Origin of the sequence: Pseudoalteromonas sp. SG43-4, from assembly GCF_014164325.1 — a bacterium.
In the GTDB taxonomy this organism is placed as follows: Bacteria; Pseudomonadota; Gammaproteobacteria; order Enterobacterales; family Alteromonadaceae; genus Pseudoalteromonas; species Pseudoalteromonas distincta.
Genome location: NZ_JACJFB010000015.1, coordinates 88673 through 114051, shown reverse-complemented (window position 1 = coordinate 114051; position 25379 = coordinate 88673). Strand labels below are relative to the sequence as shown.

Here is a 25379-nt window from a genome sequence, read left to right as displayed (position 1 = left end):
CCGGATGAAATTACCTATGTTGATCCTTCGTGGTGCACCAGCACTTTCAGAGTTCAGAGTTAATAAAATTTTAGCGCGTTGCCAACAATCGCAACTTCCAGTCACTAACGTATACGCCGAGTATGCTCACTTTGCCGATTTAACATCGCCGTTGAGTAGCTCTGAGCAAACCAAGCTTGAAAAACTATTAACTTACGGTCCAACTATTGCTGAGCATACCCCAGCTGGCAAACTTGTACTTGTTACACCTCGCCCAGGTACCATTTCACCTTGGGCATCTAAAGCTACCGACATCGCCCACAACTGTGGTTTAAAGCAGGTTCACCGTGTTGAACGCGGTATTGCTTATTATGTTGAAGGTGATTTAAACGCAGAACAACTTGCACAAGTAACTGCGTTATTGCACGACCGCATGACTGAAGCCACACACAATGAACTTGAAGATGCGGCTCAGCTGTTTCGCAGTGATGCCCCACGCCAAATGTCGTCTGTCGATATTTTAGGTGGTGGACGCGAAGCACTAGCAACAGCCAATGTTGAGCAAGGCTTTGCGCTTGCTGATGACGAAATAGACTACTTAGTAGAAAATTTTACAAAGTTAGGACGTAACCCTAACGACATCGAATTGTTTATGTTTGCACAAGCGAACTCAGAGCATTGTCGCCATAAAATATTTAATGCTGACTGGACAATCGATGGTAAAGAGCAGCCAAAATCGCTGTTTAAAATGATTAAAAATACGTTTGAGCTAAATCCTGAAAATGTATTGTCGGCGTATAAAGATAACGCGGCAGTAATGAAAGGCTCAAAAGCGGGTCGCTTCTTCCCAAATGCGCAAGGTGAATATGCGTATCATCAAGAAGACATTGAAATACTAATGAAAGTTGAAACTCATAACCACCCAACAGCTATTGCGCCATTCTCAGGTGCTGCTACAGGTTCTGGTGGTGAGATTCGCGATGAAGGCGCAACTGGTCGTGGCTCTAAGCCAAAAGCAGGGTTAGTTGGCTTTACTGTATCAAATTTACGTATTCCAGGTTACGAGCAACCGTGGGAAAGCGATTTTGGTAAGCCGGGTCGTATTGTAAACGCACTTGATATAATGACAGAAGGTCCACTAGGTGGCGCTGCATTTAATAATGAGTTTGGTCGTCCTAACTTATTAGGCTACTTCCGTACTTACGAAGAAAAAGTAACAAGCCATAACGGTGAAGAAGTACGTGGTTACCATAAACCAATTATGCTTGCCGGTGGTTTAGGTAATATTCGCTCTGATCATGTTCAAAAAGGTGATATTCCTGTAGGCGCTAAATTAATTGCGCTAGGCGGGCCTGCAATGAACATTGGTTTAGGCGGTGGTGCTGCATCAAGTATGGCCTCAGGTCAGTCAAACGAAGATTTAGACTTTGCTTCAGTACAGCGCGAAAACCCAGAAATGGAACGTCGTTGCCAAGAAGTTATCGATAAATGTTGGCAGCTAGGCGATGAAAACCCAATCGCGTTTATCCATGATGTAGGTGCCGGCGGTTTATCTAATGCGTTTCCTGAGCTTGTTAATGATGGCGGACGTGGTGGTAAGTTCCAATTACGTAGCATCCCTAACGATGAGCCAGGCATGGCACCACACGAAATTTGGTGTAATGAATCACAAGAGCGTTATGTACTCGCTGTTGGCGTAGAGGACTTTGACCGCTTTGAAGCAATTTGTAAGCGCGAACGTGCCCAGTACGCTGTTATTGGTGAAGCAACAGCTGAACCTCACTTAACTGTGTCAGACAGCCACTTTGAAAATAACCCTGTTGATTTGCCGCTGGACGTATTATTAGGTAAAGCACCTAAAATGCACCGCGATGTAACGTCAAAGCAAGTTGTTGGCAAAGCGCTTGATATCACATCAATAAATGCAGCAGATGCAGCGCAGCGATTAATGCGTTTACCAACCATTGCAGAAAAAACATTCTTAATAACAATCGGCGATCGCTCAGTTACGGGTTTAGTAGCGCGCGACCAAATGGTTGGTCCTTGGCAAGTACCTGTTGCTAACTGTGCTGTAACTGCGGCAACGTATGATACTTACCACGGTGAAGCTATGTCACTCGGTGAGCGTACTCCGGCTGCATTACTTAATTACGGTGCATCTGCTCGTTTAGCTGTGGCAGAGTCGTTAACTAATATTGCCTGTGCAAATATTGGTAGCCTTGAAAACATTAAGTTATCGGCAAACTGGATGGCAGCAGCGGGTCACCCAGGTGAAGATGCTGGTTTATATGAAGCTGTTAAAGCCGTAGGCGAAGAGCTTTGTCCTGCGCTTGGTTTAACGATTCCAGTGGGTAAAGATTCTATGTCGATGAAAACGACATGGAAAGATGAAGGTGACTCACAAGAGAAGTCAGTAACATCGCCGCTTTCACTGGTTATAACTGCGTTTGGTCGTGTTGACGACGTACGTAAAACAGTAACGCCACAACTGCGCACAGATAAAGGCGATACATCGCTTATATTAGTTGATTTAGGTGCGGGTAAAAACCGCATGGGCGCATCAAGCCTTGCACAAGTTTATAAGCAATTAGGTGATGTAACCCCTGATGTTGATAGCCCTGAGTTATTAAAAGGCTTCTATAACGCAATGCAAGCACTTGTGGCTGATAGTAAGTTACTTGCTTATCATGACCGCTCAGATGGTGGTTTATTTACCACAGTAGCTGAAATGGCGTTTACGGGTCATACCGGTGTAACTGTTGATTTAGCAGCTTTAACAGGTTCAGACATTGAAGCGCTTTATAACGAAGAGCTAGGTGCGGTAATTCAAGTTGCAAATGCTGATTTAGATGCAGTAAATGCGGTGTTTGAACAACATGGTATAGCAGCCATTAGTCACAATATTGGCACGCTTAACAGTGACGATACGATTATGTTTAACCGTGGCGAAAATACGGTACTTAATCATACGCGTACTGAGCTTCGTACTATTTGGGCTGAAACAACGTATCAAATGCAAGCGCGCCGTGATAACCCTGAGTGTGCTAAGCAAGAGTTTGATGCTAAATTTGATGCAAAAGATCCAGGCTTAAACGTAAAACTTAACTTTGATTTAAATGAAGATATAGCAGCGCCATACATTGCAACCGGTGCTAAACCGCAAATGGCTATTTTACGTGAGCAGGGTGTTAACTCTCATTTAGAAATGGCGGCGGCGTTTAATCGCGCAGGTTTTGCAGCCGTTGATGTACACATGAGCGACATTTTAGAAGGTCGTTTAACACTAGAGCAATTTAAAGGTTTAGTGGCCTGTGGTGGTTTCTCATACGGTGACGTACTTGGTGCGGGTGAAGGTTGGGCTAAGTCTATTTTGTTTAACGACATGGCACGAGATCAATTCCAAAACTTTTTCCACCGTGAAGATACTTTCAGCTTAGGTGTATGTAACGGTTGCCAAATGTTATCAACGTTAAAAGAGTTGATCCCTGGTACTGGACATTGGCCGCGCTTTGTAACTAATAAATCAGAGCGTTTTGAAGCACGCTTTAGTTTAGTAGAAATACAAGAGAATCCGTCTGTGTTCTTTAACGGAATGGCTGGCTCGCGTATGCCTATAGCGGTTTCTCATGGTGAAGGTCATGCTGAGTTTGCAAACGATGCAGCCACTAAAGCGGCGCTTGATAGCGGCACTGTAGCGGTTAAATTTGTAGATAACTACGGTAACCCTACAACGCAGTACCCAGCGAATCCTAATGGTTCTCCAGAAGGTATTACCGGTATTACGTCAACTGATGGTCGTGCCACTGTAATGATGCCGCATCCAGAACGTGTATTCAGAAGCGTTGCCAACTCTTGGCACCCAGATGAGTGGCTCGAGGATAGCCCGTGGATGCGTATGTTCCGTAATGCACGTAAAAACGTAGGTTAATTATATTTACGTTTATACAAGTTAGATTCATAATCTTACTGTAAAATAAAAAAGGCTGCATTGTGCAGCCTTTTTTGATTATACCAATCTGCTTATATATGGGGTCTATTTAACGTTAAAAAAATTACGCTAGAACTAGGCAAAAGTTTTTATATCTAGTTGTTCTAAATAAAAAACTTTTAACGACGTTATAGTGCAATTTAATTCGTTAAATTGATCAAAGATTTATGCAGGTTGGTATTAGTATAGCTAAAAGCACAAAGCATTTAAGGATAGTATGTTTAAGCGAATTGGTTTAATTGTTGGAGCTGTATTACTAAGTACCTTACTGCTTGGTTATGTATTTCGCTTGCCTTTATTACAGTGGGTTATAGCGCCTGAGCTCGAAAAAGCGGGTGTCACATTAAACTGCCTTGATTTTTCAATCACGTCTAGCTTAAATATTCATGCTGATAAAGTGTGTTTAAATTATCAAAATCAACAATTACAACTTACTGGTATTACTGCAAATACAAAGCGTGTAGATATTGAAAATGCAGTGCTAACAGTTAATCCACTCCCTAAAAGTGATAATGCTAATCAGCTTGCTAAAAATCTCGATTTAGCACTTCCCTTAAATCGCCCATTAATCAATATTAAACAGCTTGTAGTAAAAAGTGATGAGCTCAATAAGCCACTTAAAATAAGCATATTAGAACCCGAATTAAATAAATTTAATGTCTCAGGTGATATAAACGCAAGTGCAATTTTGACTGCTAATAAAGTAAGGGGTCAGTTTGAAATTAATGACACTTTTTTAAAGCACGTTATAAACACTAAAAATACATTAATAGCAGATTTTAACTTTAATACTCAGCAAGCATTTAGCTTTGATGGTATAGAACTTGAGTTAAATGGCGATATTAGCTCCCAGTTTGCTCACACGTATGAGCAGTGCAAAGTTAACGTATTAACCACTGGTAAATTGGCGACGCGTTTTAATTTAAATAGCCAAGCGTTAATGTTTAATACCGATTTGCTTAATAACAAAATTAATTTAACACCAAGCTGTACTGAGTTAATTCCACCAAGTGAATATGCAGGCTTTATTAGCAAACAAGTTCCTTTAAATTGGCAACTTAAACTCCCTCAATCAATTAGCTTAGAGGCTAGTGGGTTGAGGGTACCTGCAATTAATTTGGTAAGCGTGGGCGATAAGCAATTTGATATTTTAATAACAGATACAACACTAAATATTACATCTCCATTTGAAGACTTACAGTCAACTTTGTCAGCTCAAATAAATACACCCGATATAAATAATATTAACGTTAATGCTCAGTTATCTGGCGCTGCAATTATAGGCGATTACGCCGTTGTGCTTGAAAATTTACCTGAGTTTGCACCTGCAACAGCGAATGGGCTTCGCCTTAGTGGTCACTTTAATATAAGTGAGTTTATAGACTTAAAACCCATTGGGCTTATAAATGCTAAATTAACGCTTAATAGTGTAGATGCGTTTGATATAAGTGCAGTGCAATACCAAGGTGATTTAACTGCAAAAATGGATAAACAGTTAAACACAGAAGTAACGTTAACGCAGCAATTAAAAAGCGCAGAATATAAAGAATTTAAAGTCACAGATATAAGTAACACATTAACAGCAAATGCTAATTTAGGCGTAGGTGAGTTATTTGCTGATCTAACAGCAAAAACGAATATAAAGGCTGTTAATAGCCCCGACATAAAACTTAATAATATAAAAGTAGAGTCTACGGGCTTGCAAAGCCGTGCACTAAAAGCTACGCATCACGCATTTATAAATAATGTTGAGTTAGTGATAAATCATCATATGTCGTCGCAAGCTCATCCATTTGAAGTGGTTATTCCTGAACAAAGTGCGCTGTCGTTAAATGCGTTTATTAGTCAATTTGAGCCACTTGCACAGTTAACAGAGGGCGAATTTAATGGCTATATTAGTGGCGATATAAACTTACAAAATGCATTGTTCAATATAGGGATTAGTCATACAAGTGCATTGTATAACGATTACCTTGCGAGTGATTTAAGCAGTACATTTAGCGGGGAATATAATTCAGGTAAGCTTAATGTAAAACCAACTACCTTTAATTTAAATGAATTTAGAGCCGGTGCCGTAGTTAAAACTATTAAAGGTCAATGGCAAGTTAATAACAATACCGCGCTTATAAATGATGTAAAAGGAAGTGTGTTTGGTGGCGAGTTTTCATTAGATAGCTACACAGTAGGGAAGCCAAACCAAGTTGCTAATGTTAAGTTTGAAAATATTGATGCAAGCAAACTTGTTACACTCGACGATAAGTCGGGCATTGTATTAACGGGACGCTTGGCGGGGTCTTTACCGGTTCACTTTGATAGTGGAAAAATTGAGATAATTGACGGAAGCTTATTTAGCCAAGGAACAGGTAATTTAAAAATTACCAATAATGCCGCTTTTGATTCAGTAATGCAGCAACAGCAAGAGTTACAACCCGTGTTAGGGTTATTAACTAATTTAGATATTCAAAAACTTAATAGCAGTGTGGCACTAAAAAATGATGGTTGGTTAAAACTAGGGGTTAATTTGCAAGGCTATAATAAAGCAGAGCAGCAGCAGGTTAACTTTAATTATAACCACGAAGAAAACGTATTTACACTTTTGCGTGCACTGCGTTTAAGTGACGAAATTACACAAAAAGTTGAGCAACAATACTCACAAAAAGGAAACTAATAATGAGACAGTCGTTATTGATAAAAGTACTGCTCGCGCTGAGTGCTATTAGTGCACTCAGTGCTTGCACGCATCGTGTTGAGGTGTCTGCTAAAGAGCCCATTACTATTAATTTAAATGTGAAGGTCGATCACGAAATTCGCGTAAAAGTAGATAAAGAACTCGACAATTTATTTAGTGACGACAGTGAGTTATTTTGAGGAGCTAGAACATGAATACGAAGAAAAAATTAAATATTATTACGTTAGTTAGTGCAGTATGTATGTCTTTCTCTGCGTGGGCTATTAGCCTTGATGACGCTAAAAACCAAGGTCTAGTAGGTGAAGATAGCTCTGGTTATTTAGGACTTGTTGTACAAAACGCAGAGGCAAAAGCCGTTGTTGATGACATAAATGCAAAGCGTAAAGCGCAGTACTTAAAGCTCGCTAAAAAGAATAACTTGTCGCTTTCACAAGTAGAAGCACTTGCTGCTGCTAAAACAATTGAAAAAACCCAAAGTGGTCATTACGTTGAAGTAAATGGTAACTGGGTTAAAAAATAAGCGTTTGTTATTGTCTTGTTCTGCACAAACCAAAATAAAACCGAGCATTTAAGCGCTCGGTTTTTTACAGCCTTCAAGTAACTGCTGCCAAAAATCAATCCCCTTACGCCTTGCTAGATTTATATTATGCTCAGGAATAGATTCAGGCTCGTTATAACTATCAAGTGCTTCGCTCATACTTGCTTCGCGGATTAAATGCAATGTAGGAAAGGGCGCTCTATTTGTGTAGTTTGCGGCATCGGTTTCATCACTGTCAGCAAATACGTAATCAGGATGAAAATTAGCGATTTGATACTTACCTTCAAAGCCTTGCGCGACTAAAAGTGCATTAGCTAAATCGACCAAGTCTAAAAAGTCTTCAAAGTCACTAAAGCCATTGTCAAACATGATAAGGGTTGTTTCGCGCTCTGGTTCACGGTCAAGCTCAACACATTGCTCAAGCATATCCATTACAGCATCATCCATGCTCGTTGCAGAGCTTACTATGTAATGAATACAGTTATTTTCCACTTCTTTACGTGCAAATGGGCAAAAGTTATATTTAACAATAACAGATGACACCCATTCACGGGTTTGGCTTATAGCTATGTTGGTCACGGTTTTGGCTCTAAATATTGATTAATAATGTTAAGTGTTTTTTGTATAGCACCTTGGTTTTTAGCTACGCATTGCGCAGCTTTAATACCTAAGGTTTGGCACGCTTTTGTGTTTTGGCTAAACGTTATAAGCTGCTTAGCTAGTTCGTCGTTACTATCAACCACTACAGCACCTTTGAGCTTTATTAGCTCTGGATAAACATGGTCAAAATTGTATGTGTGTGGACCTGTTATTACACCTACCGAAAACGCTGCTGATTCCAGTGGGTTATGCCCACCTCTGCGAATTAAGCTGCCACCAATAAAGCTCACATTTGCAGCGCCATATAAACACTGTAATTCACCAAGCGTATCAGCAAGGAGTATTTGCTCATTATTATAGTTATTTTGGCTACGACGGCTAAAGCTAAGTGGGCTTTGCGTTAAAAGCTCTGCCATTTTGTCAAATTGCTCTGGATGGCGCGGGGCAATTATAAGTAATGCGTTCGGTTGCTTTTTTAGTAATTCTTGATGGGCTAAAAGTACCAGCTCATGCTCAACAGGATGTGTTGAGCCTGCCACCCATACAAAGCGTTCATTACTACTATAAAGCTGTTTAAGGTTGAGTACTTTAGCTAGTTGCTCTTCACTTGGTGTTATATCAAATTTTATTGAGCCTGTTACATGGCTTTTTGAAGCTTCAAGACCAAGTTCAATAAAGCGTGTAGCATCTGTTTTATTGTGACTCGCAAGTACCGTAATTGAGCGCATAATAATATGCGTTAATTTAGCGACCTTTTGATAGCCCTGCTGTGACTTTTCAGAGAGTCTTGCATTGATGACAAGCACTGGTATGTTTTTTTTGTGGCTTATCGCCATTAAATTTGGCCATAGCTCGGTTTCTAAAATACATAATGCTTGTGGCTTTATACGCTTTAAAAATCGAGCCGTCGCAAACGGGAAATCGATTGGTAAATAGCTACACGCTACAGTATTTTTAAACTGGCTAAGTATTTGCTCTCTGCCTGTTGGAGTATTACAGGTTATAAGTATATTTAAATTTGGATGCACTTTTTGCAAAGCTTTAATAAGTGGCGTTGCGGCAAGTACCTCACCAACAGAAGCACAATGAAAAACTAAAGGTTTAGTTTTAACCGTAAACAAAGACTTACTGACAAACCCAAAGCGCTCTTTAAAGTGTGCACGATAGCCTTGGTTTTTTTTACCTCGTAAAATATAGAGATAAAATACAATCAGTGGGCTAATAATAATTAATGCGAATGAGTAAAAAATGCGTGCCATACTGATCTTTCTTAAAGGGAAGTGGCGTTAGTTTACCGTGAAATAGCCGTTTTCTAAACAGACTCGTTATAAAATATGGTCTGGGTTCAGTTATAACCCGATAAAATACACACAATTAAATAAAATTATGGAATAATGAATTTAATTTTTCCTGCCATTTCAGTTCCAAGAGGAATTTTTTCATGTCAATTATCGATTCAGTGGCAACTAGCTACGTTGAAACATTAAACCGTCATCAGGCATTATTTGAAACGATGGAGGCTTATCATCAAGAATCTATGCAATTGTTAGAAGCATGCCATAGTGCATTACAAGCTGGTGGCAAGATTGTTTGGTTTGGTAACGGTGGTAGTGCAGCAGATGCACAGCATTTAGCTGCAGAATTTGTAGTGCGTTATAAATTAGAACGAGGTCCGCTTGCCTCAATGGCATTGACCACTGATACCTCAATTTTAACAGCGCACAGCAACGATTATCACTTTGATACGGTGTTTGAACGCCAAGTTCAAGCGCTATGCAAGCCAGAAGATTTAGTTATTGGTTTAACCACATCAGGTACTAGTAACAATATTAATTTAGCATTAGAGGCTGCAAATAAACTAGGCGCTTTTACTGTTGCATTAACTGGGCGTGATGGCGGTAAAGTAAAAGACATTGCTAAGTTACCTATTATTATAAAAAATGACGAAACAGCACGTATTCAAGAAGCTCACATGTTTATAGGTCACTGGTTATGTGAAGCCATGGATATGGTTGTTGCGGAGCAGCAGTAATGGATTTATCGTTATTAAAAAACTTATCAGCGGCACGAATATTAGTTGTTGGCGATGTAATGCTAGACCGCTATTGGTATGGTGATACAGGTCGCATTTCGCCAGAAGCGCCAGTACCAGTTGTTAAAGTAAGTAAATTTGAAGACAAAGCGGGCGGTGCAGCTAACGTTGCAAAAAATATAGCGCGTTTAGATGCAAAAGTTGGCTTATTGGGTTTAATTGGTGAGGACGAAAGCGGGCAGATTTTAGAGACCATCCTAAAAGGTGAAAAAATAAGCTCACAATTAGTCAGTGTATGTGATTTACCGACTATTTCAAAAATGCGTGTTATTAGCCGCCATCAACAACTGGTTCGTCTTGATTTAGAAGAAACGTTTACTGAGCAACACAGCCAGCTTTTATTAAACCGCTTAGAGCTTGTACTTGATGAATACGACTTTATTGTGTTTTCTGATTACAGCAAAGGATCTTTGAGTTTAATTAAAGAAATGGTAAGCCTTGCGAAGGGCGCCGGAAAAACGGTTTTAATCGACCCTAAATCGCCAGATTTACATTTATATGAAGGTGCTGATTACATTACACCTAACTTACATGAGTTTAAGTTAGCGGGTGGTCAAACCGATTCAGAAGAGGCTTTAGCCGCAAGTGCGCGTGATTTAATTAGCAAAAATGGCATTAAAGCTATGTTGCTTACGCGTTCTGAGCAAGGTATGTCGCTTATTAGTGCAGATGAAAAATTTGATTTTGCAGCGCAAGAGCTTGAAGTAAGCGATGTAACCGGGGCCGGTGATACGGTTATAGCTACACTCGCGGTTATGCTTGGTGCGGGCATGGAACCTAAAGATGCTGTCGAAATTGCTAATTTAGCCGCAGGTATCGTTGTGAGTAAGTTTGGGGCTGCAACTGTCTCGCCAGAAGAGCTAAGCCGCAAGCTTGGTCAGTATTTACATACTACGGGTGAGCATTACCAAACACCATTTGATGATGTACTTCAGCATATTGAATTTGCAAAACAAAACGGCGAAACCATTGTATTCACTAATGGCTGTTTTGATATTTTGCATGCTGGGCATGTACGTTATTTAGCGCAAGCTAAAGCACGAGGCGATAGACTCGTTGTTGGATTAAATAATGATGAATCTATTACGCGTTTAAAAGGGGCAGAACGCCCTATTAACCCGCTAGATGAGCGTGCGATGGTACTTAGCGCACTTTCATCAGTTGATTGGGTTATTCCGTTTGGAAGTTTAGATGAAAACGATACTCCCGCTAAATTAATTGAGCAAATAAGTCCTGATATTTTAGTTAAAGGTGGCGACTACACTGTAGATCAAATAGCGGGTGCTGAGCATGTACTTCGCCATGGCGGAAAAGTTGAAGTGCTTGAATTTTTAGATGGGTGCTCAACATCAAAAGTAATTAGTAAAATTAAACAGTAATACCAATTTTATTAAAAGCATGAGCATTCTAGCGTATTAAATAACTCACTAACTACGTTAGAAATTATTTATATAGAACAACTATGTATCATAATTTTAGCCTTGTTATTGAGCTGTTTTCTTATCGCTATAATAGAACACTAATTTAATGCAATTGGTATAATTACTGATTTAAGTTACTAAAAATACAAAAAAGGGATGAAAACAGTGTTTTCATCCCTTTTTATTTTTAATAAAGTAACTTACTAAAAATTTAATTCATACTTAGCAAATGCTGATGTATCGTTTTCAGCACCGTCATTGTTAGATGCAAAAGCACCTAAAGTGACTCGCCCTCCCATAGAAAGCATTCTATAACGAAGCTCTAATTGCTTACTATTAAAGCCTGTTTTAGTAATTGTATTTCCTAAATCTGGATTGCTAGGGTACCAATCGCTATTGTCACTATTGTAATCAACACTGCGTAATTTAAACTGCCAATCATCACCATTAGAAAGCTGACCAAGTAGTGTTAGGACAACTGATTGCGCATCATTATCATACGTCGAACCAATAGTGCGTCCATGGTAACGGTAACCCGATTTGTAATCTGAATGCTCATAGTAACAATTTTCAACTATTGATTCAGCTTGACATGAAACACCTGTATCTATGTACTCTACATTTATTAATAAGTTTTGATCATATACACGTTGTGTTGTCTGTACACCAAATAAGTAAGCTCTATCAGCGGGTTTAAACTGTGAGCTAGCATCTTCACCTATAGTACTGGCATAAACCGCATAAGGTTGGTTGAAAAGTGTATCTGACCAACGAATATCTATGCCAGCTAATTGATTACCTATTTTTGACTCTAATTGGCTATCACAACTAACATTGCCATCAATACATGCTGTTTGCCCAGTTATGACATCAATAAAATCACCTGCAGAGCCTGGTTGGCCGTCTCCTGCCCATTGTGCAGACCAGCTAACAGCAATTTCTAATTGTTGTATTGGGCGTATATTTAATCTACTGCTCCAAAGTAAAGCATCAGGAATTACACGTGTAGACTCAAGTTTAGCCATTTGTGCGGTAAAGCCCCATTGACCAATCCAGCTTAACCATGGTGTTTCAAAAGCAGTACTTTTTTCTCTGGTTACACTTAGTGCAGGTAAAGGTTTCGCATTACCAGACATAATTAAGCTGTTATCAACACCAGGTCCCCAAAATTGCTCAACAGCACCGGCTCTAAAAATCCAGTTACCTAAACGGTAAGCTAAGTAACTATCGTCAAGTGAGGTATCGTTACAATCGTTTAAAGCTTGCTCATCGGTAACTATATCGTCAGTCGTTTTTCCATCAACTAAACATTTTTTACCGTCTTTTCTGTAATTTATAGCTACTTTAGCTGCAAAGTTATCGCCTAAATAAGCGTAAGCTGCTGAAAGCTCTGTTTCTTGTGTATTTGTTGCACCAAAGCTTGTTGCTATGATTGGATCTGTGGCTGCAAAAGCAGATAATTGAAGACTATGCGAGCTGCTATTTTCTGATTTATATCGATGCTTAACGCGAAGTAAAGCATCTTGCAAGCTTGGAGATAATTGCTCAAGCGGCATGCTTTGCACATCACTTATAAAACTTTTCCACATAAGCGGATAGGTAGTTACAGGAGCTAAAATAACACCGGCATCAGCTAATTGTTGAATATCAGCTCTAAGACCGTAATCATCGGGTTTTACCCATGGTTCAGCATTAACTGACGCGCTCATAGCGCAAAAAAGAGTAGAAAGTAGAAAAATTCTGTTTCGCAAAGTTCAGATCCTTGTGATTTAGATTGCGGCTAAGTTTATCAACCTAAGCTTGTTATTGCAGTAAATAATCAAATTTATAGAGCTAATTTAATATATTAAAATGTAACCTAGCTATCGTAATAAGTATCTGATTGGTATACTGGAGTTCAAATAGGAAATTGAGAATGTAATGAGCAACAAACGACTTTTATTTATTCCCGTATCATCACCAGAAGGCATTGGTGAATATATGCGCTCGTTGTTGTTGGCTCAAAGTTTAAAGGCAGAACTTACTGATTCTCTCGATATTCACTTCATACTAAACAAGCATACAAGCTACGCAAAAAAGTGTCCTTTTGAAGCCACATTGCTGGAACACTCAGCGACTAAAGAGCTTGATTCTGTTTGCGACTTTATAGAGCAATTTAAACCTGACGTCGTTGTTTTTGATTGTGCAGGACGTGCAGGGCATATGAAAGCGGCTAAAAAAGTAGGCGCTAAAGTTATATTTATTTCTCAGCATGCAAAAAAACGCGCTAAGGGATTGAAGCTAAACAGGATTAATTTAATTGATACACATTGGGTTGTACAGCCTGATTATTGTATTGAGCCACTTACATGGGCTGAAAGTGCGAAGTTAGACATGTTTCCCTTGGCACCCCCTCGTAATGTAGGCCCTTTTGTTGCATTTGCTTCTTGTGAGCAAAAACGTGATGTTTTAAATCGCTATAACTTAGTATCTGATGGCTATTTTATTGTTAATGCGGGTTCTGGCGGGCATATATTAAATAATCTTAATTGTGCTGAGGTTTACTTTAAAGCCGCGCTTAAAATTACTAAGCATACTGGGTTAAAAGCAGTTGTTGTGTTTGGTGCAAATTATAATAAAGCAATTCCTAAAAGTGATGAGGTTACTTGTTTATCAAGCCTGCAAGGAACCGAATTTTTGGCATTAATGAGCCAAGCTAAAGTCGCATTACTTAGTGGTGGAGATACTTTATTGCAAGCAATTGCAGTTCAAACCCCTGTTGTGGCATGTGCTATCTCAAAAGATCAGAATACACGTTTGGATCATTGCGTTAATGCAGGTGTTGTAATAAAAGCAAATCTTGATATTGATGAAATTACAACGAAAATAGCTCAAGTTATTACCGAGCCTTTTTATAGTGAATTTATTGGTAAATATAAGCAACTCGATAGCACACATAGCTTCGACGTGATCACTACTGGCATAAAAAATATGCTTGTAGGAGATCGCTTATGAATATAGTGATTGTAATTGATTCACTAGTAGGTGGTGGTGCTGAAAAAGTAATGCTTACTTTGGCTGAAAAAATGGCGAAACTACAGCACAATGTCACTATATTATCTCTTGCGAGCAACGCTGAGTATGACATTCCTGATATAGTTAAAGTTGATAGCCTTTTTCCTGATAGAGCATCTAAAGTAGATAGATTCTGGCAGCGAAAAAATAGTATTTTGCGATTAGAAGCGTGGTTTGAAAAAAAACAAAGCGAGATTGGCAATATTGACCTAGTGCTTTCTAACCTTGATAGAAGTAATAACTTGCTCGCGCTTAGTAATATCAAAAATGTTCACTTTGTTATTCATAACTCCGTCAATGCAGAACTTGCCCGTCAAAAAAAGTTAGGTCCATTTTCATATTTATACCTTAAAAAAAGTAAGCAAAACTTAAATGGTAAATCACTTATTTGCGTATCAAAGGGTGTTGAAAAAGAAATAACACAAGGGGATTTAATTAACCCAAGTGCAATCGCGACTATTTATAACCCGTTCGATTTTGAAAAAATAAACCAACAAGCAAATGAGAAAAATAACGACATCCCAAATGAGCCTTACTTAATTCATGTAGGAAGGCTCGCTAAACAAAAACGCCACGATATATTATTTGCAGCATTTGCAAAGCTTGATAAAAAATACAAGTTAGTCCTTTTATGTAATAAACCTGCAAAAGCGTTAAAGCTTGCACAGCAATATGGCATAGATAAACAGTTAGTAGTGCCTGGATTTCAACAAAACCCATACAACTGGATTAAGCATGCCAAAGCTTTAGTTTTGAGCTCTGATTTTGAAGGGCTGCCAACGGTATTAATTGAGGCTTTAGCGGTGGGTACTCCGGTAGTTAGCACTAATTGTACATTTGGACCAAGCGAGATATTAACAGGCGAGCTGAGTAAATATTTAGTACCCGTTCAACAAAGTGAGGCATTAGCCAATGCCGTTATGCAGGTGCTAGCAGATAAGCCAAATGTAGAAAACGCAGATATTCTAAAACAAGTACAGGCAGAGCAGGTTGCTCTGCAGTATTTAGCTTTGGCTAACTAAGTTAACTGATATTAGGTTAACTGATATTAAGTTAACTTATATTAGCGAGTGTTTTGAGGTAGTTGCTGTGCAGAGTTTTCCAGTCATTCACTTGCCAATTAAATACATCATTTCGACCTTGCTCTTTTAAAAATGAGCGCTCAAGGCGTGCCATATTACTTTGTTGCCACTGTGGGTTCGGCGCTCTTATTTCACCTCTATCAAAGTCGATAATATACACATCACCAGTATCATCAAACAATATGTTATTAATGTTTAAATCGGCGTGATACACACCTTTTGAATGAAATAGCGCGATTGTTTTAGCAATGCGCTCCAACTCATCTTCAGTCAATGGGCGTTCAATTAATATATCGAGTACACTTTTAGCGCCTTTAACAGCCTCGGTAATAATATCACCACGGTAAATTAATCCGCTGTGGGTTACTTTAGCTGCAACAGGGGTTGGTACGTTTAAACCAAGCTCTATAAGCTTACTCATTAAGCTAAACTCTTTAAATACGCGGGTTTGTTCAAGTCCTGGGTATAAATATTGATCGCTTAGCAATTTACCCACTAAGCCACCGCGCCAATAATGCCTAAGTACGGCTGTTAATTCGTCTTGCTTAAAAAACCACGCAGTTGCTCGACCTTTTTTAGCGCCCACAATTTTATTTTGTTGTTGCCAATAATTTGCATCAAACCAATCGAGGGTAATTTGGCTTGTGTATTTAGGGTGGCTTAATAGCGTGTGATTGCCTTGCACGTGTTGTTTAAACATAGCTCTGTGTAATTGCTAAATAATGAGTCTATATTAGCGCGTTTTAAAGCGCAGGATAAGTGCTTGCAATAGCGTGATTATAATTTAAGATCGGCTTTTGTATTTAATACCTAAGGGAATGTGTGACTCAAGCTCCTAATTATTCATCTATTTGTATATTAAGACTCTCAGCCATTGGTGACGTATGTCATGCTGTGAGTGCAGTACAAGCTATTCAAAAGGCACACCCGAATGCAAAAATCACCTGGGTAATTGGCAAAATAGAAGCCATGTTACTTGCTGACTTACCGGGTGTTGAGCTGGTGGTATTTGATAAAAAGCAAGGCAAAGCAGCGCTTAAAAGCTTAAAGCAACGCTTCAACAACCAAAAATTTGATGTGCTTCTTAATATGCAAGTTGCATTAAGGGCTGGGTTTGTAGCGCGTTGTATTCCTGCAAAAGTAAAAATAGGGTTCGATAGGGCTCGTTCAAAAGAATTGCACAGCTTATTTATTAATAAACGAATAGACCCACAAGCCCAGGCGCATGTGCTTGAAGGCTTTAAAGGTTTTGCAAAAGCCATTGGTGTTTCTGATTATAAACCGAGTTGGGACATGCCATACACCGAGCAAGACCAAGCGGTTGCAGATGAGTTATTAACATCAGAATACCTAACTAATAAACTATTAGTAATATCGCCCGCAGCTAGTAAAGCGCAGCGTAATTGGCTCGCTGATCGTTATGCCACATTGGCTGATTATGCAAGCGAGCAAGGCTTTAAGATGGTATTGACGGGTGGCCCAACAGAGCTTGAGATTAACCTAGCAAATAGCATTATTGAGCACAGCAACACGCCTATTTTAAATTTAGTCGGTAAAACAAAACTCAAAGAGTTGTTGTGCGTGTTAAAGCGTGGCAGCTTAGTGCTTGCGCCCGATACGGGTCCTGCGCATATGGCAGTAACAGTTGGTACGCCGGTTATTGGTTTATATGCACATTCAAATCCAGCACGCACAGGTCCTTATTTATATCAAGACTACGTGGTAGAGGTTTATCATCAAAACTTGTTTAAGCAAACAGGTAAAACGGCTGAGCAAGTACCGTGGGGTACACGCGTAAAAGGCGATGATTTAATGAGCCAAATTACAGTTGATGATGTAAAAGCGATGTTTGACCATGTTGTACAAAAAGAGTCTTTGTAATGAATGCACAACAAAAAAATAAAGCGCTTTTTTTAGATCGAGATGGCGTGGTAAATGTTGATCATGGTTATGTGTATCAAAGCGATAAATTTGAATTTATTGACGGTGTTTTTAGCACTTGTAAAGCATTTTATGATGCAGGCTATAAAATCATAATCGTCACTAATCAATCTGGAATTGGTCGAGGTTATTACACCGAAGCTGATTTTTTAGCACTGACCGACTGGATGAAAGACCAGTTTAGTGCCCACAGCATTGAAGTTACCGATGTGTATTTTTGCCCGCATCACCCTAAAAAAGCGCGCCCTGAATATTTGAAAGAGTGCAGTTGCAGAAAGCCTGCGCCAGGAATGTTATTACAAGGCATACAAGAGCATAATATCGACCCTGCTTGCAGTATTATGGTGGGCGATAAACTCAGTGATATGCAGGCTGCGAAAAAAGCGGGCATCACTACACGCGTTTTAGTGCGTTCAGGGCAAAGCTTTGACCAAAGCGCTAAGCAAGAAGCTGATTTAATTATCGATTCTATAAGTAGTTTACCTGCACTTTTAAAAACATAAATAAACAGCCTGTAAACTGGCAGGAATTCCTTCCAACTGAGGGCGTTTGCGACGAACTGCAAACCGTGCATTTTACCCATTAAACTTTTACAATACCCCGCATAATAAACAGCCGCGAAAGTGCGGTTGTTTACCCGTTCAAATATATGGAGAACCTAGATGAGAGCATCTGCTTTTTTTAGCCAGTTACAACAGCAAATTGAAGACGTAAAAACCGAAGGTTTGTATAAAAACGAACGTATTATTAAGTCCCAGCAGCAAGCTCAAATCGAAGTTGCATCAGGTAAAGTAATCAACTTTTGTGCTAATAACTATTTAGGTTTAGCTAATAGCCCAGAGTTAATTGAAGCGGCGCAGAATGGTTTAAATAATCATGGTTTTGGTGTGGCTTCAGTGCGTTTTATTTGTGGCACTCAAGACATCCATAAAACACTAGAGCAAAAAATCAGTGCGTTCTTAGAAACAGAAGATACTATTTTATATTCTTCATGTTTTGACGCAAATACAGGTTTGTTCGAAACTATTTTAGGCGCAGAAGACGCTATTATTTCTGATTCATTAAATCATGCATCAATTATTGACGGTGTACGTTTATGTAAAGCTAAACGTTTTCGTTATGCAAATAACGACATGGCTGATCTTGAGAAGCAACTTATTGCAGCAGACGAAGCCGGTGCTAAAACTAAACTAATTGCTACCGATGGCGTGTTTTCTATGGACGGCGTTATTTGTAATTTAGAAGCTGTGTGCGACTTAGCCGATAAATATGATGCGCTTGTAATGGTAGATGACTCTCACGCAGTTGGCTTTGTTGGCGAAAACGGTAAGGGTACACCTGAGTACTGTAATGTATTAGACCGTGTAGATATTATCACCGGTACATTAGGTAAGGCGCTGGGCGGTGCTTCAGGTGGTTACACATCAGGTAAAAAAGAAATTGTTGAATGGTTACGTCAGCGTTCACGCCCATACTTGTTCTCAAACTCATTAGCGCCTTCAATTGTTACTGCATCAATTAAAGTACTTGAAATGCTTGAAAATGGCGGCGAGCTTCGCGCTAAACTTTGGTCAAATGCTAAATATTTCCGTGAGCAAATGGAAGCTGCTGGTTTTACGTGTGCAGGTAAAGATCATGCAATTATCCCTGTAATGCTAGGAGATGCCAAAGTAGCCTCGTTAATGGCTGATAAATTACTTGCTGAAGGCATTTACGTAACCGGTTTTTCATTCCCTGTAGTACCAAAAGGGCAAGCGCGTATTCGTACACAAATTTCAGCGGCACATAGTATTGAGCAACTCGATACAGCTATCGATGCATTTACCCGTATTGGTAAAGAAATGGGCGTTATTTAATTTTATTTTAAACCGAAGCCTCGCTTCGGTTTTTTAATTGAGTGTGGATTATGAAAGCATTATCAAAATTAAAAGCAGAACCGGGCATTTGGATGACAGATGCACCAAAGCCAGAAGTAGGTCATAACGACTTACTGATTAAAATTCGCAAAACAGCTATTTGTGGTACCGACGTACATATTTACAAGTGGGACGAATGGGCAAGTAAAACCATTCCAACGCCTATGGTTGTTGGCCATGAATATGTTGGTGAAGTCGTTGATATGGGCCAAGAAGTTCGTGGCTTTCAGGTTGGCGACCGCGTATCTGGCGAAGGGCATATTACGTGTGGGCATTGTCGAAATTGTCGTGCAGGGCGTGTACATTTATGCCGTAATACAACGGGTGTAGGTGTAAACCGTGAAGGTGCGTTTGCAGAATATTTAGTTATTCCTGCATTTAACGCATTTAAAATTCCAGATAATATTTCTGACGAACTCGCTTCTATTTTCGACCCATTTGGTAACGCAGTTCATACCGCACTATCGTTTGACTTAGTTGGCGAAGATGTACTTATCACTGGTGCAGGCCCAATTGGTATTATGGCAGCAGCTGTTGCAAAACATGTTGGTGCTCGCCACGTTGTAATTACCGACGTAAACGAATACCGCCTAGATTTAGCACGTAAAATGGGGGCTTCACGCGCTGTAAACGTTGCCAATGAAAAGCTTGAAGATGTAATGAAAGAGCTAGGTATGACAGAGGGTTTTGATATTGGCCTTGAAATGTCAGGTGTGCCAAGCGCGTTTAATTCAATGCTTAATAATATGAACCACGGCGGTAAAATTGCCATGCTGGGTATTCCACCATCTGATATGGCAGTTGACTGGAACCAAGTTATTTTTAAAGGTTTAGTGATTAAAGGTATTTACGGTCGCGAAATGTTCGAAACGTGGTACAAAATGGCAAGTTTGATTCAATCTGGCCTAGATTTAAACCCAATCATTACACATCAATATTCTGTGGATGACTTCCAAGCTGGCTTTGATATGATGATTTCAGGTCAGTCAGGTAAAGTAATTTTAAACTGGGATTAGTTCCTAACTAAATTACAAGAAGGGCGGCTTTAGCCGCCTTTTTTATACTATTAATTAAAGAGATTTCAATGGCATTTAAACATATTTCTATAGCGCAAACGTTAGAGCTTTTAGATAAAGATGACGTGGTAATTGCAGATATTCGCGATCCTAATTCGTATCAAGCCGGTCGCATTCCAGGCTCAGAAGCACTTTCTAACGGTAATATCGCACAATTTATGATGGAAAAAGAATTCGATCAGCCAATTATTATTGTCTGCTACCACGGTATGAGCTCACAAGGCGCAGCTAGCTACTTAGTTGAGCAAGGTTTTGAAGACGTTTACAGTATGGATGGCGGCTTTACAGCTTGGGAAGCTGCTTACAGCGAGAAAGTAGAGCGATGATAGAGCTTGGCAGTTTAAATAACCCGCGCGCCGCACAGGGCTTTATAGATTATTTAAAAAGCCAAGGTTTACAAGGACAATTAAGCTCCTCAGATGGTAGCAATGTCATTATTAGTGTTGCGCCTGAGCATTTTCATCAAATACAACCTTTATGGGCCGAATTTACACAAAACCCTAACCATGAACGCTATCAACAAGCTTCATGGGATGTAGGTAGCACACAATCGCCGCTTAAATACCAAGGGCAATCACTTAATCTAATGACGCGATTTAAAGCGCTTAGCTGGTTAAATCAAACCGTAAGTATTGTAAGCGTTATAATTTATTTTGCTTTTTTACTAGGTGGTTTTGAGACCATTTACACCATGATGCAGTTTAAACCTACGCAGCCTTTAAGTTGGTTAACGCCCGCCCTAGTACATTTTAGCGCGATGCATATAGTGTTTAATTTAATTTGGTGGATGTCGCTTGGTGACAATATCGAAAAACAATGCGGAAAACTCACCCTAATAGGTTTGTTTTTAGTAACTGCACTTATAAGTAATTGGGCACAATACTTAATGGTTGGCCCCAATTTTGGCGGCTTGAGTGGTGTGGTGTATGGGCTACTTGGTTTTTGCTGGATTCATAGCTTTTTAAATCCTAACAAGCCTGCGCTTGTAAGTACGGCTATTGTTGGCTTTATGTTGATTTGGTTAGTGCTTGGGTTTGCTGATGTATTGTTTGTAGGTATGGCTAATTGGGCGCACTTAGGTGGGTTACTTAGCGGTATGGCTTTTGCCTATACCGCCAAAATATTTAACGCAAAACGTTAAATACTAATGATATAAATATTTAGTGAACAAGACTTCACGGATGATCTCTTGTCCTGTTTCTTCTTTTAGCAGGCTTTTTAGTTTTTCGGCGCACTTTGCACGTATTTCTTCACGGCCAGTAAGTGATTTTATTTTTTCTTCTGGTTCTTTAGATAAAATCTCTACTAGGGCATCACGAAGTAATGGCGTGTGGTGTTCAACCACTGCAATATCAGAAGTATCAGTAAGCATTAAATCAATAGTTACACGCACATAGCCCATTTTTTTACTTGATGCGCCAATGTAGTTGGTGATTATATCTGGCTCAAAACCAAAATAACCAACTGTGGATTCAGCACGAGCTGTAAAGCTTATAACGCTTACAAAGAACGTAAAAAGACCTGCGTATACTATTTTTTTCATATTTAAAGCGTTTCTTAAAACTTGTTACAAATAGTTTATACTTAATAGTAGGTAATAAACAGCGCCAAGCAATTATTTATGGTTATAAAACATCACTTTTTCAAAAGCTTTGGCAATGGTATCATCTTGTTGTTTTTTATTTTGTTGAGCTATTGTGATTACTTATCCTCTGTCTATATCTGCTAATTGGCAGTCCACTTCTTATATAAGTGACTTATCTCCTCTAGAGCAAGAGTGGCTTTTTGAACAGAATTCATTAACGGCTAAATTAAAAAGTAACTCAAAAACTTTTAATGTAAAGGTATTAAGTGAGCAGTTATTTACTTTAAGCCCAGAGCAAAACTTACTACTAAACAGCACAGCTAAAACAGCTATTAATAGAGAAGTTCTCTTACTGTGCGATAACAAACCTGTGGTGTACGCACAAAGCTGGCTTCCTAAAAATGATTCTATTAATCCTTTGCACAATATGGGCGAGCGTCCTTTAGGTGATGTGATTTTTCAAGACCCAGCATTAAAAAGAACGGATATAGAAATTGCTTATTTTGATGACACGCACCCTATTCAGCAATTAGTTACAAAATTGAACTTACCCGAGAAAAACTTACTAGGGCGTCGAAGTGTATTCTCACTCAAAGAATATAAGTTTTTAGTGTGTGAAGTGTTTTTACCTGGAGCATATTTATACTCATGAAATTAGCCGCTTTAAAGCCAAAACATATTCCTTATTATATACAGTTAATGCGTATAGATAAGCCCATTGGTACCTTGTTATTACTTTGGCCAACATACTGGGCTTTATGGCTTGCTAATAGTGGGATGCCGAGCTTACTCAACCTTATTATATTCACGCTGGGCGTTGTTGTTATGCGTAGCGCAGGGTGTGTAATTAATGATTTTGCAGATAGAAAAATAGACGGCTCGGTAAAACGCACAGCTCAACGGCCGCTAGCTTCAGGGCAGGTGAGTAGTGGTGAAGCACTTAGTCTATTTTTACTACTCATAGTTATTGCGTTCATTTTAGTATTAATGCTTAGCGTTAATACTATTTTTCTTTCTTTTGGAGCTTTGGCTTTAGCCTTTTGTTACCCCTTTATGAAGCGCTATACACAGTTACCTCAAATTGTTTTAGGGGCTGCATTTGGTTGGGCTATTCCTATGGCGTATATGGCTTCAATTAATGCACTACCACAGCAGGCATGGTTATTATTTATAGCCAATATTTGCTGGACAGTGGCTTACGACACCATGTATGCGATGGTTGATAGGGACGACGATTTAAAAATAGGGGTAAAATCAACCGCTATTTTATTTGGTAAATACGACCGCCATATTATCTTTTTACTTAATGCTGTATTTATAGCGTTGGTTGCTTTTATTGGTATAAGCAATCATTTAAGTGTCGCGTTTGGCGTTGGTTTAAGTATTGCTGCGGGCCTATTGGCATACCAACAAACGCTTATTCATAAACGTGAAAGAGATGCCTGTTTTAAAGCGTTTTTAAATAATCATTACGTGGGTTTGGCTATCTTTATAGGGTTATTACTTTCATACCCAATAGCATTTTAAAAGCCTCAATAAAGGCTGTTAAAATGCTCTATTAGGAGTTATCGGGGCGGATCAATAATGCCGCTAATAGAGGCGTTTTTTCTAAACCAGCCTGCAATAGAATAGCGATCGTCAACGGCGGGAAGTACTTCGTGGGCAAAGCGTTCGCTTTCAAACATTACTAATGTGCCAGCAGTTGGTTTAATTGTTATTTCTATCTCTTTACTTTTAGGTTTATAAATAACAAGTTCGCCACCTTGCTTAGGCGTATTTAAATAAAGTACCGTTGTAAATACTCGATTAGAGCGACCTTTAAATGCATCTAAGTGCTTTTTGTAAAAATCACCCTGTGTATATTTTGCATAATGGCATTCGTAATCAAATAACCCCATAAAAAAACTGCGATTTAACGTGGTCTTTATACTTTGCATTATTGCTTGATAGGTAAGCTGTGCTTGAGAGCTGCCGTCAAACCAATAGGTTTTATCAGTACGTACGGTTTTATCTATTTGTAAGTCATTTAATCGACCAATACCAGCAAGGCTAAAGTGAGGGTTTATACGGTGGCAGTCTGCAACTAAATCGTTAACTAAATCGGCAATAAGCGCGTTATGAATTACGGTATATCCTTGGCGTTCTATATCATCTAAATAGACATCAGGACCAAAAAGTGTGTTCATTCACATCAGCTGTTTAAAAAAGGTGCGACAGTGTAGCCGAAAAGCTGTTAAAAGCTACTGTTTATTGTGCCGCACTTTTTGAAACATCAGATTAGCTAAATGCAGCACCCGCTTTTTTTATAAGCGATAGTAAATGCTCTACATGTTCAGTAATCGACGTCTGTTGGCTTGTTTGTACAACGAGTTGTTCGTGGTTTAAATCTTTATTTGTTTTAAGTTGTACTAATTCAGAATTCTCTGCGATTGCATTAGCATGTTCAATGCTTGCAATAGCAAAATGATCTGATTTAACTACACCTGCCATTACTTGCTCAATACTGCCCACTTTAATACTTGATGATTTATTTAAAGAATCAATTGCTTCATTAAGCATAGTTTGTACTTGTTTAGACTCAGAGAAACAGCCAAACATCGGATAGTTATCAAGGTTTTGTTTACTTATATCGTTTTTATGGGCAAGAGGGTGGTTTTTTGAAACAAATAACACAAGCTGATCAGGTAAGTGAATGTCACTGCCAATACTATTAATAGCTTGAGAGTATACGCTAATGTCTATTTCACCTTGTTGGAGTTTGCGTGTTAACTCTTGCTGATCTTGTAGCTGCATCTCAATTTTTATATGAGGGTATTGAGCTAAAAACTGTCCACAAGAAATAGGTACTATGCTGCTTGCCTTATTGGTATACCCAATAACGAGCTTTTCATTGGCATTACCGTTTACTGATTGAAAAATCCGCTTTTTCGTTAGCTCAAGTTCCGATAGGGTTGTTTTAGCATATTCTAGAAAAAGCTCGCCTTCTGGCGTTAATTTAACAGAGCGTGTTGAGCGTTTTACTAACTCATATCCCATTTCATCTTCAAGTGTTTGAATGCTGCGCGTTAGCGCTGAAGTACTAATTTGGGTTTGTTCAGCAGCTTGTCTAAAATGACGTAATATACCAAGTGCTACAAATTGCTCTAATTGTTCAAATCTCACTTTATAGTCCCTTTTTATAAGTAAGTCGCAGATACCACGGACATCAAATATATTAATTTTTATTCTAAAGTTTAGTAAAATTCTATATTGAAATACGGTTGCAAGTTCATACGTGTTTCCAGCAGGATACCCCCCTTTTAGTATTAATTAAAGAGAAAAGCGACCAAATAGTATTACTTTTTAAATTCATAACTAGTTGTTTATTGTATTTTATCTATGTTTTTGCAATGGGCTAGCTAAGTAAACTTATTTGTAG

Annotated in this window: 23 protein-coding genes; 16 read left to right on the top strand and 7 right to left on the bottom strand. The window is 39.0% G+C overall.

Going from position 1 to position 25379, the window contains the following annotated elements; translation table 11 throughout:
• Positions 1-16 precede the first annotated feature (16 nt).
• The 4 genes from purL (at position 17) to H5160_RS14885 (ending at position 7176) form a co-directional block, all read left to right on the top strand.
• Entirely contained in the window at positions 17-3907 is a 3891-nt protein-coding gene (purL, locus tag H5160_RS14900; protein WP_182737865.1) for a phosphoribosylformylglycinamidine synthase, read from the top strand.
• A gap of 277 nt (positions 3908-4184) precedes the next feature.
• Positions 4185-6635 carry a YdbH domain-containing protein gene (locus tag H5160_RS14895; RefSeq protein ID WP_182737863.1) on the top strand — a complete coding sequence of 817 codons (2451 nt, stop codon included), beginning with the start codon at positions 4185-4187 and terminating at the stop codon, positions 6633-6635.
• 2 nt (positions 6636-6637) lie between these two features.
• Complete coding sequence (locus tag H5160_RS14890; RefSeq protein WP_007378800.1) at positions 6638-6835, top strand: YnbE family lipoprotein; 198 nt, start codon at positions 6638-6640, stop codon at positions 6833-6835.
• A gap of 11 nt (positions 6836-6846) precedes the next feature.
• Positions 6847-7176 (top strand): YdbL family protein, encoded by a 330-nt coding sequence (locus tag H5160_RS14885; protein ID WP_002961068.1) that lies wholly within the window; start codon positions 6847-6849, stop codon positions 7174-7176.
• 48 nt (positions 7177-7224) lie between these two features.
• Here the strand turns inward: H5160_RS14885 and H5160_RS14880 are convergent, their stop codons facing one another.
• Together H5160_RS14880 and waaA are read right to left on the bottom strand one after the other, a co-directional pair.
• Positions 7225-7773, bottom strand: a complete 549-nt coding sequence (locus tag H5160_RS14880; protein ID WP_002961067.1) for a DUF1415 domain-containing protein — start codon at positions 7771-7773, stop codon at positions 7225-7227.
• Positions 7770-9053: a lipid IV(A) 3-deoxy-D-manno-octulosonic acid transferase gene (gene waaA / locus H5160_RS14875; protein ID WP_182721486.1), complete on the bottom strand. Its 1284-nt coding sequence runs from the start codon at positions 9051-9053 to the stop codon at positions 7770-7772. Before waaA ends, H5160_RS14880 begins: the two co-directional genes overlap by 4 nt.
• 182 nt (positions 9054-9235) lie before the next feature.
• Here waaA and H5160_RS14870 point away from each other — a divergent pair, with 182 nt between their 5' ends.
• Together H5160_RS14870 and hldE are read left to right on the top strand one after the other, a co-directional pair.
• Positions 9236-9826 (top strand): SIS domain-containing protein, encoded by a 591-nt coding sequence (locus H5160_RS14870; RefSeq protein WP_002961065.1) that lies wholly within the window; start codon positions 9236-9238, stop codon positions 9824-9826.
• Complete coding sequence (gene hldE / locus H5160_RS14865) at positions 9826-11265, top strand: bifunctional D-glycero-beta-D-manno-heptose-7-phosphate kinase/D-glycero-beta-D-manno-heptose 1-phosphate adenylyltransferase HldE (protein ID WP_182737862.1); 1440 nt, start codon at positions 9826-9828, stop codon at positions 11263-11265. Before H5160_RS14870 ends, hldE begins: the two co-directional genes overlap by 1 nt.
• 245 nt (positions 11266-11510) lie before the next feature.
• On the opposite strand, the gene H5160_RS14860 is transcribed toward hldE, so the two are convergent.
• Positions 11511-13016, bottom strand: a complete 1506-nt coding sequence (locus H5160_RS14860) for a capsule assembly Wzi family protein (RefSeq protein WP_182737870.1) — start codon at positions 13014-13016, stop codon at positions 11511-11513.
• 211 nt (positions 13017-13227) lie between these two features.
• Between H5160_RS14860 and H5160_RS14855 the strand changes: the two genes are divergently transcribed.
• Positions 13228-14301: a glycosyltransferase gene (locus tag H5160_RS14855; RefSeq protein WP_182720496.1), complete on the top strand. Its 1074-nt coding sequence runs from the start codon at positions 13228-13230 to the stop codon at positions 14299-14301.
• Positions 14298-15383 (top strand): glycosyltransferase, encoded by a 1086-nt coding sequence (locus H5160_RS14850; RefSeq protein ID WP_182737860.1) that lies wholly within the window; start codon positions 14298-14300, stop codon positions 15381-15383. The genes H5160_RS14855 and H5160_RS14850 overlap by 4 nt, the downstream gene beginning before the upstream one ends.
• 31 nt (positions 15384-15414) lie before the next feature.
• Here H5160_RS14850 and H5160_RS14845 read toward each other — a convergent pair whose 3' ends face one another.
• Complete coding sequence (locus tag H5160_RS14845) at positions 15415-16143, bottom strand: 3-deoxy-D-manno-octulosonic acid kinase (protein ID WP_182737859.1); 729 nt, start codon at positions 16141-16143, stop codon at positions 15415-15417.
• 122 nt (positions 16144-16265) lie between these two features.
• Between H5160_RS14845 and H5160_RS14840 the strand changes: the two genes are divergently transcribed.
• The 6 genes from H5160_RS14840 to glpG all read left to right on the top strand — a co-directional run bounded on the left by H5160_RS14840 (position 16266) and on the right by glpG (position 21517).
• Positions 16266-17324: a glycosyltransferase family 9 protein gene (locus tag H5160_RS14840; protein ID WP_182737857.1), complete on the top strand. Its 1059-nt coding sequence runs from the start codon at positions 16266-16268 to the stop codon at positions 17322-17324.
• Complete coding sequence (gene gmhB / locus H5160_RS14835; protein WP_182695085.1) at positions 17324-17887, top strand: D-glycero-beta-D-manno-heptose 1,7-bisphosphate 7-phosphatase; 564 nt, start codon at positions 17324-17326, stop codon at positions 17885-17887. The genes H5160_RS14840 and gmhB overlap by 1 nt, the downstream gene beginning before the upstream one ends.
• 159 nt (positions 17888-18046) lie before the next feature.
• Positions 18047-19240 carry a glycine C-acetyltransferase gene (locus H5160_RS14830; protein WP_002961055.1) on the top strand — a complete coding sequence of 398 codons (1194 nt, stop codon included), beginning with the start codon at positions 18047-18049 and terminating at the stop codon, positions 19238-19240.
• A gap of 50 nt (positions 19241-19290) precedes the next feature.
• Positions 19291-20316, top strand: a complete 1026-nt coding sequence (gene tdh / locus H5160_RS14825) for an L-threonine 3-dehydrogenase (protein ID WP_024595694.1) — start codon at positions 19291-19293, stop codon at positions 20314-20316.
• A 68-nt stretch (positions 20317-20384) separates the two neighbouring features.
• A complete protein-coding gene (gene glpE, locus H5160_RS14820) occupies positions 20385-20702 on the top strand; it encodes a thiosulfate sulfurtransferase GlpE (RefSeq protein ID WP_182737856.1) in 318 nt (105 codons plus the stop codon).
• Positions 20699-21517, top strand: coding sequence for a rhomboid family intramembrane serine protease GlpG (glpG, locus tag H5160_RS14815; protein WP_024595695.1), 819 nt, complete (start codon positions 20699-20701; stop codon positions 21515-21517). The genes glpE and glpG overlap by 4 nt, the downstream gene beginning before the upstream one ends.
• A 3-nt stretch (positions 21518-21520) precedes the next feature.
• Here the strand turns inward: glpG and H5160_RS14810 are convergent, their stop codons facing one another.
• A complete protein-coding gene (locus H5160_RS14810; RefSeq protein ID WP_002961049.1) occupies positions 21521-21919 on the bottom strand; it encodes a flagellar basal body-associated protein FliL in 399 nt (132 codons plus the stop codon).
• A gap of 154 nt (positions 21920-22073) precedes the next feature.
• Between H5160_RS14810 and H5160_RS14805 the strand changes: the two genes are divergently transcribed.
• Positions 22074-22613 (top strand): chorismate lyase, encoded by a 540-nt coding sequence (locus tag H5160_RS14805; protein ID WP_002961048.1) that lies wholly within the window; start codon positions 22074-22076, stop codon positions 22611-22613.
• Positions 22610-23488, top strand: coding sequence for a 4-hydroxybenzoate octaprenyltransferase (gene ubiA, locus H5160_RS14800; RefSeq protein ID WP_182737855.1), 879 nt, complete (start codon positions 22610-22612; stop codon positions 23486-23488). The genes H5160_RS14805 and ubiA overlap by 4 nt, the downstream gene beginning before the upstream one ends.
• 38 nt (positions 23489-23526) lie before the next feature.
• On the opposite strand, the gene H5160_RS14795 is transcribed toward ubiA, so the two are convergent.
• The gene (locus H5160_RS14795) at positions 23527-24147 is read right to left on the bottom strand and encodes a 2OG-Fe(II) oxygenase (protein WP_002961046.1); all 621 of its coding nucleotides are present in this window, start codon (positions 24145-24147) and stop codon (positions 23527-23529) included.
• A 91-nt stretch (positions 24148-24238) separates the two neighbouring features.
• A complete protein-coding gene (locus H5160_RS14790) occupies positions 24239-25123 on the bottom strand; it encodes a LysR family transcriptional regulator (protein ID WP_182720489.1) in 885 nt (294 codons plus the stop codon).
• Positions 25124-25379 lie beyond the last annotated feature (256 nt).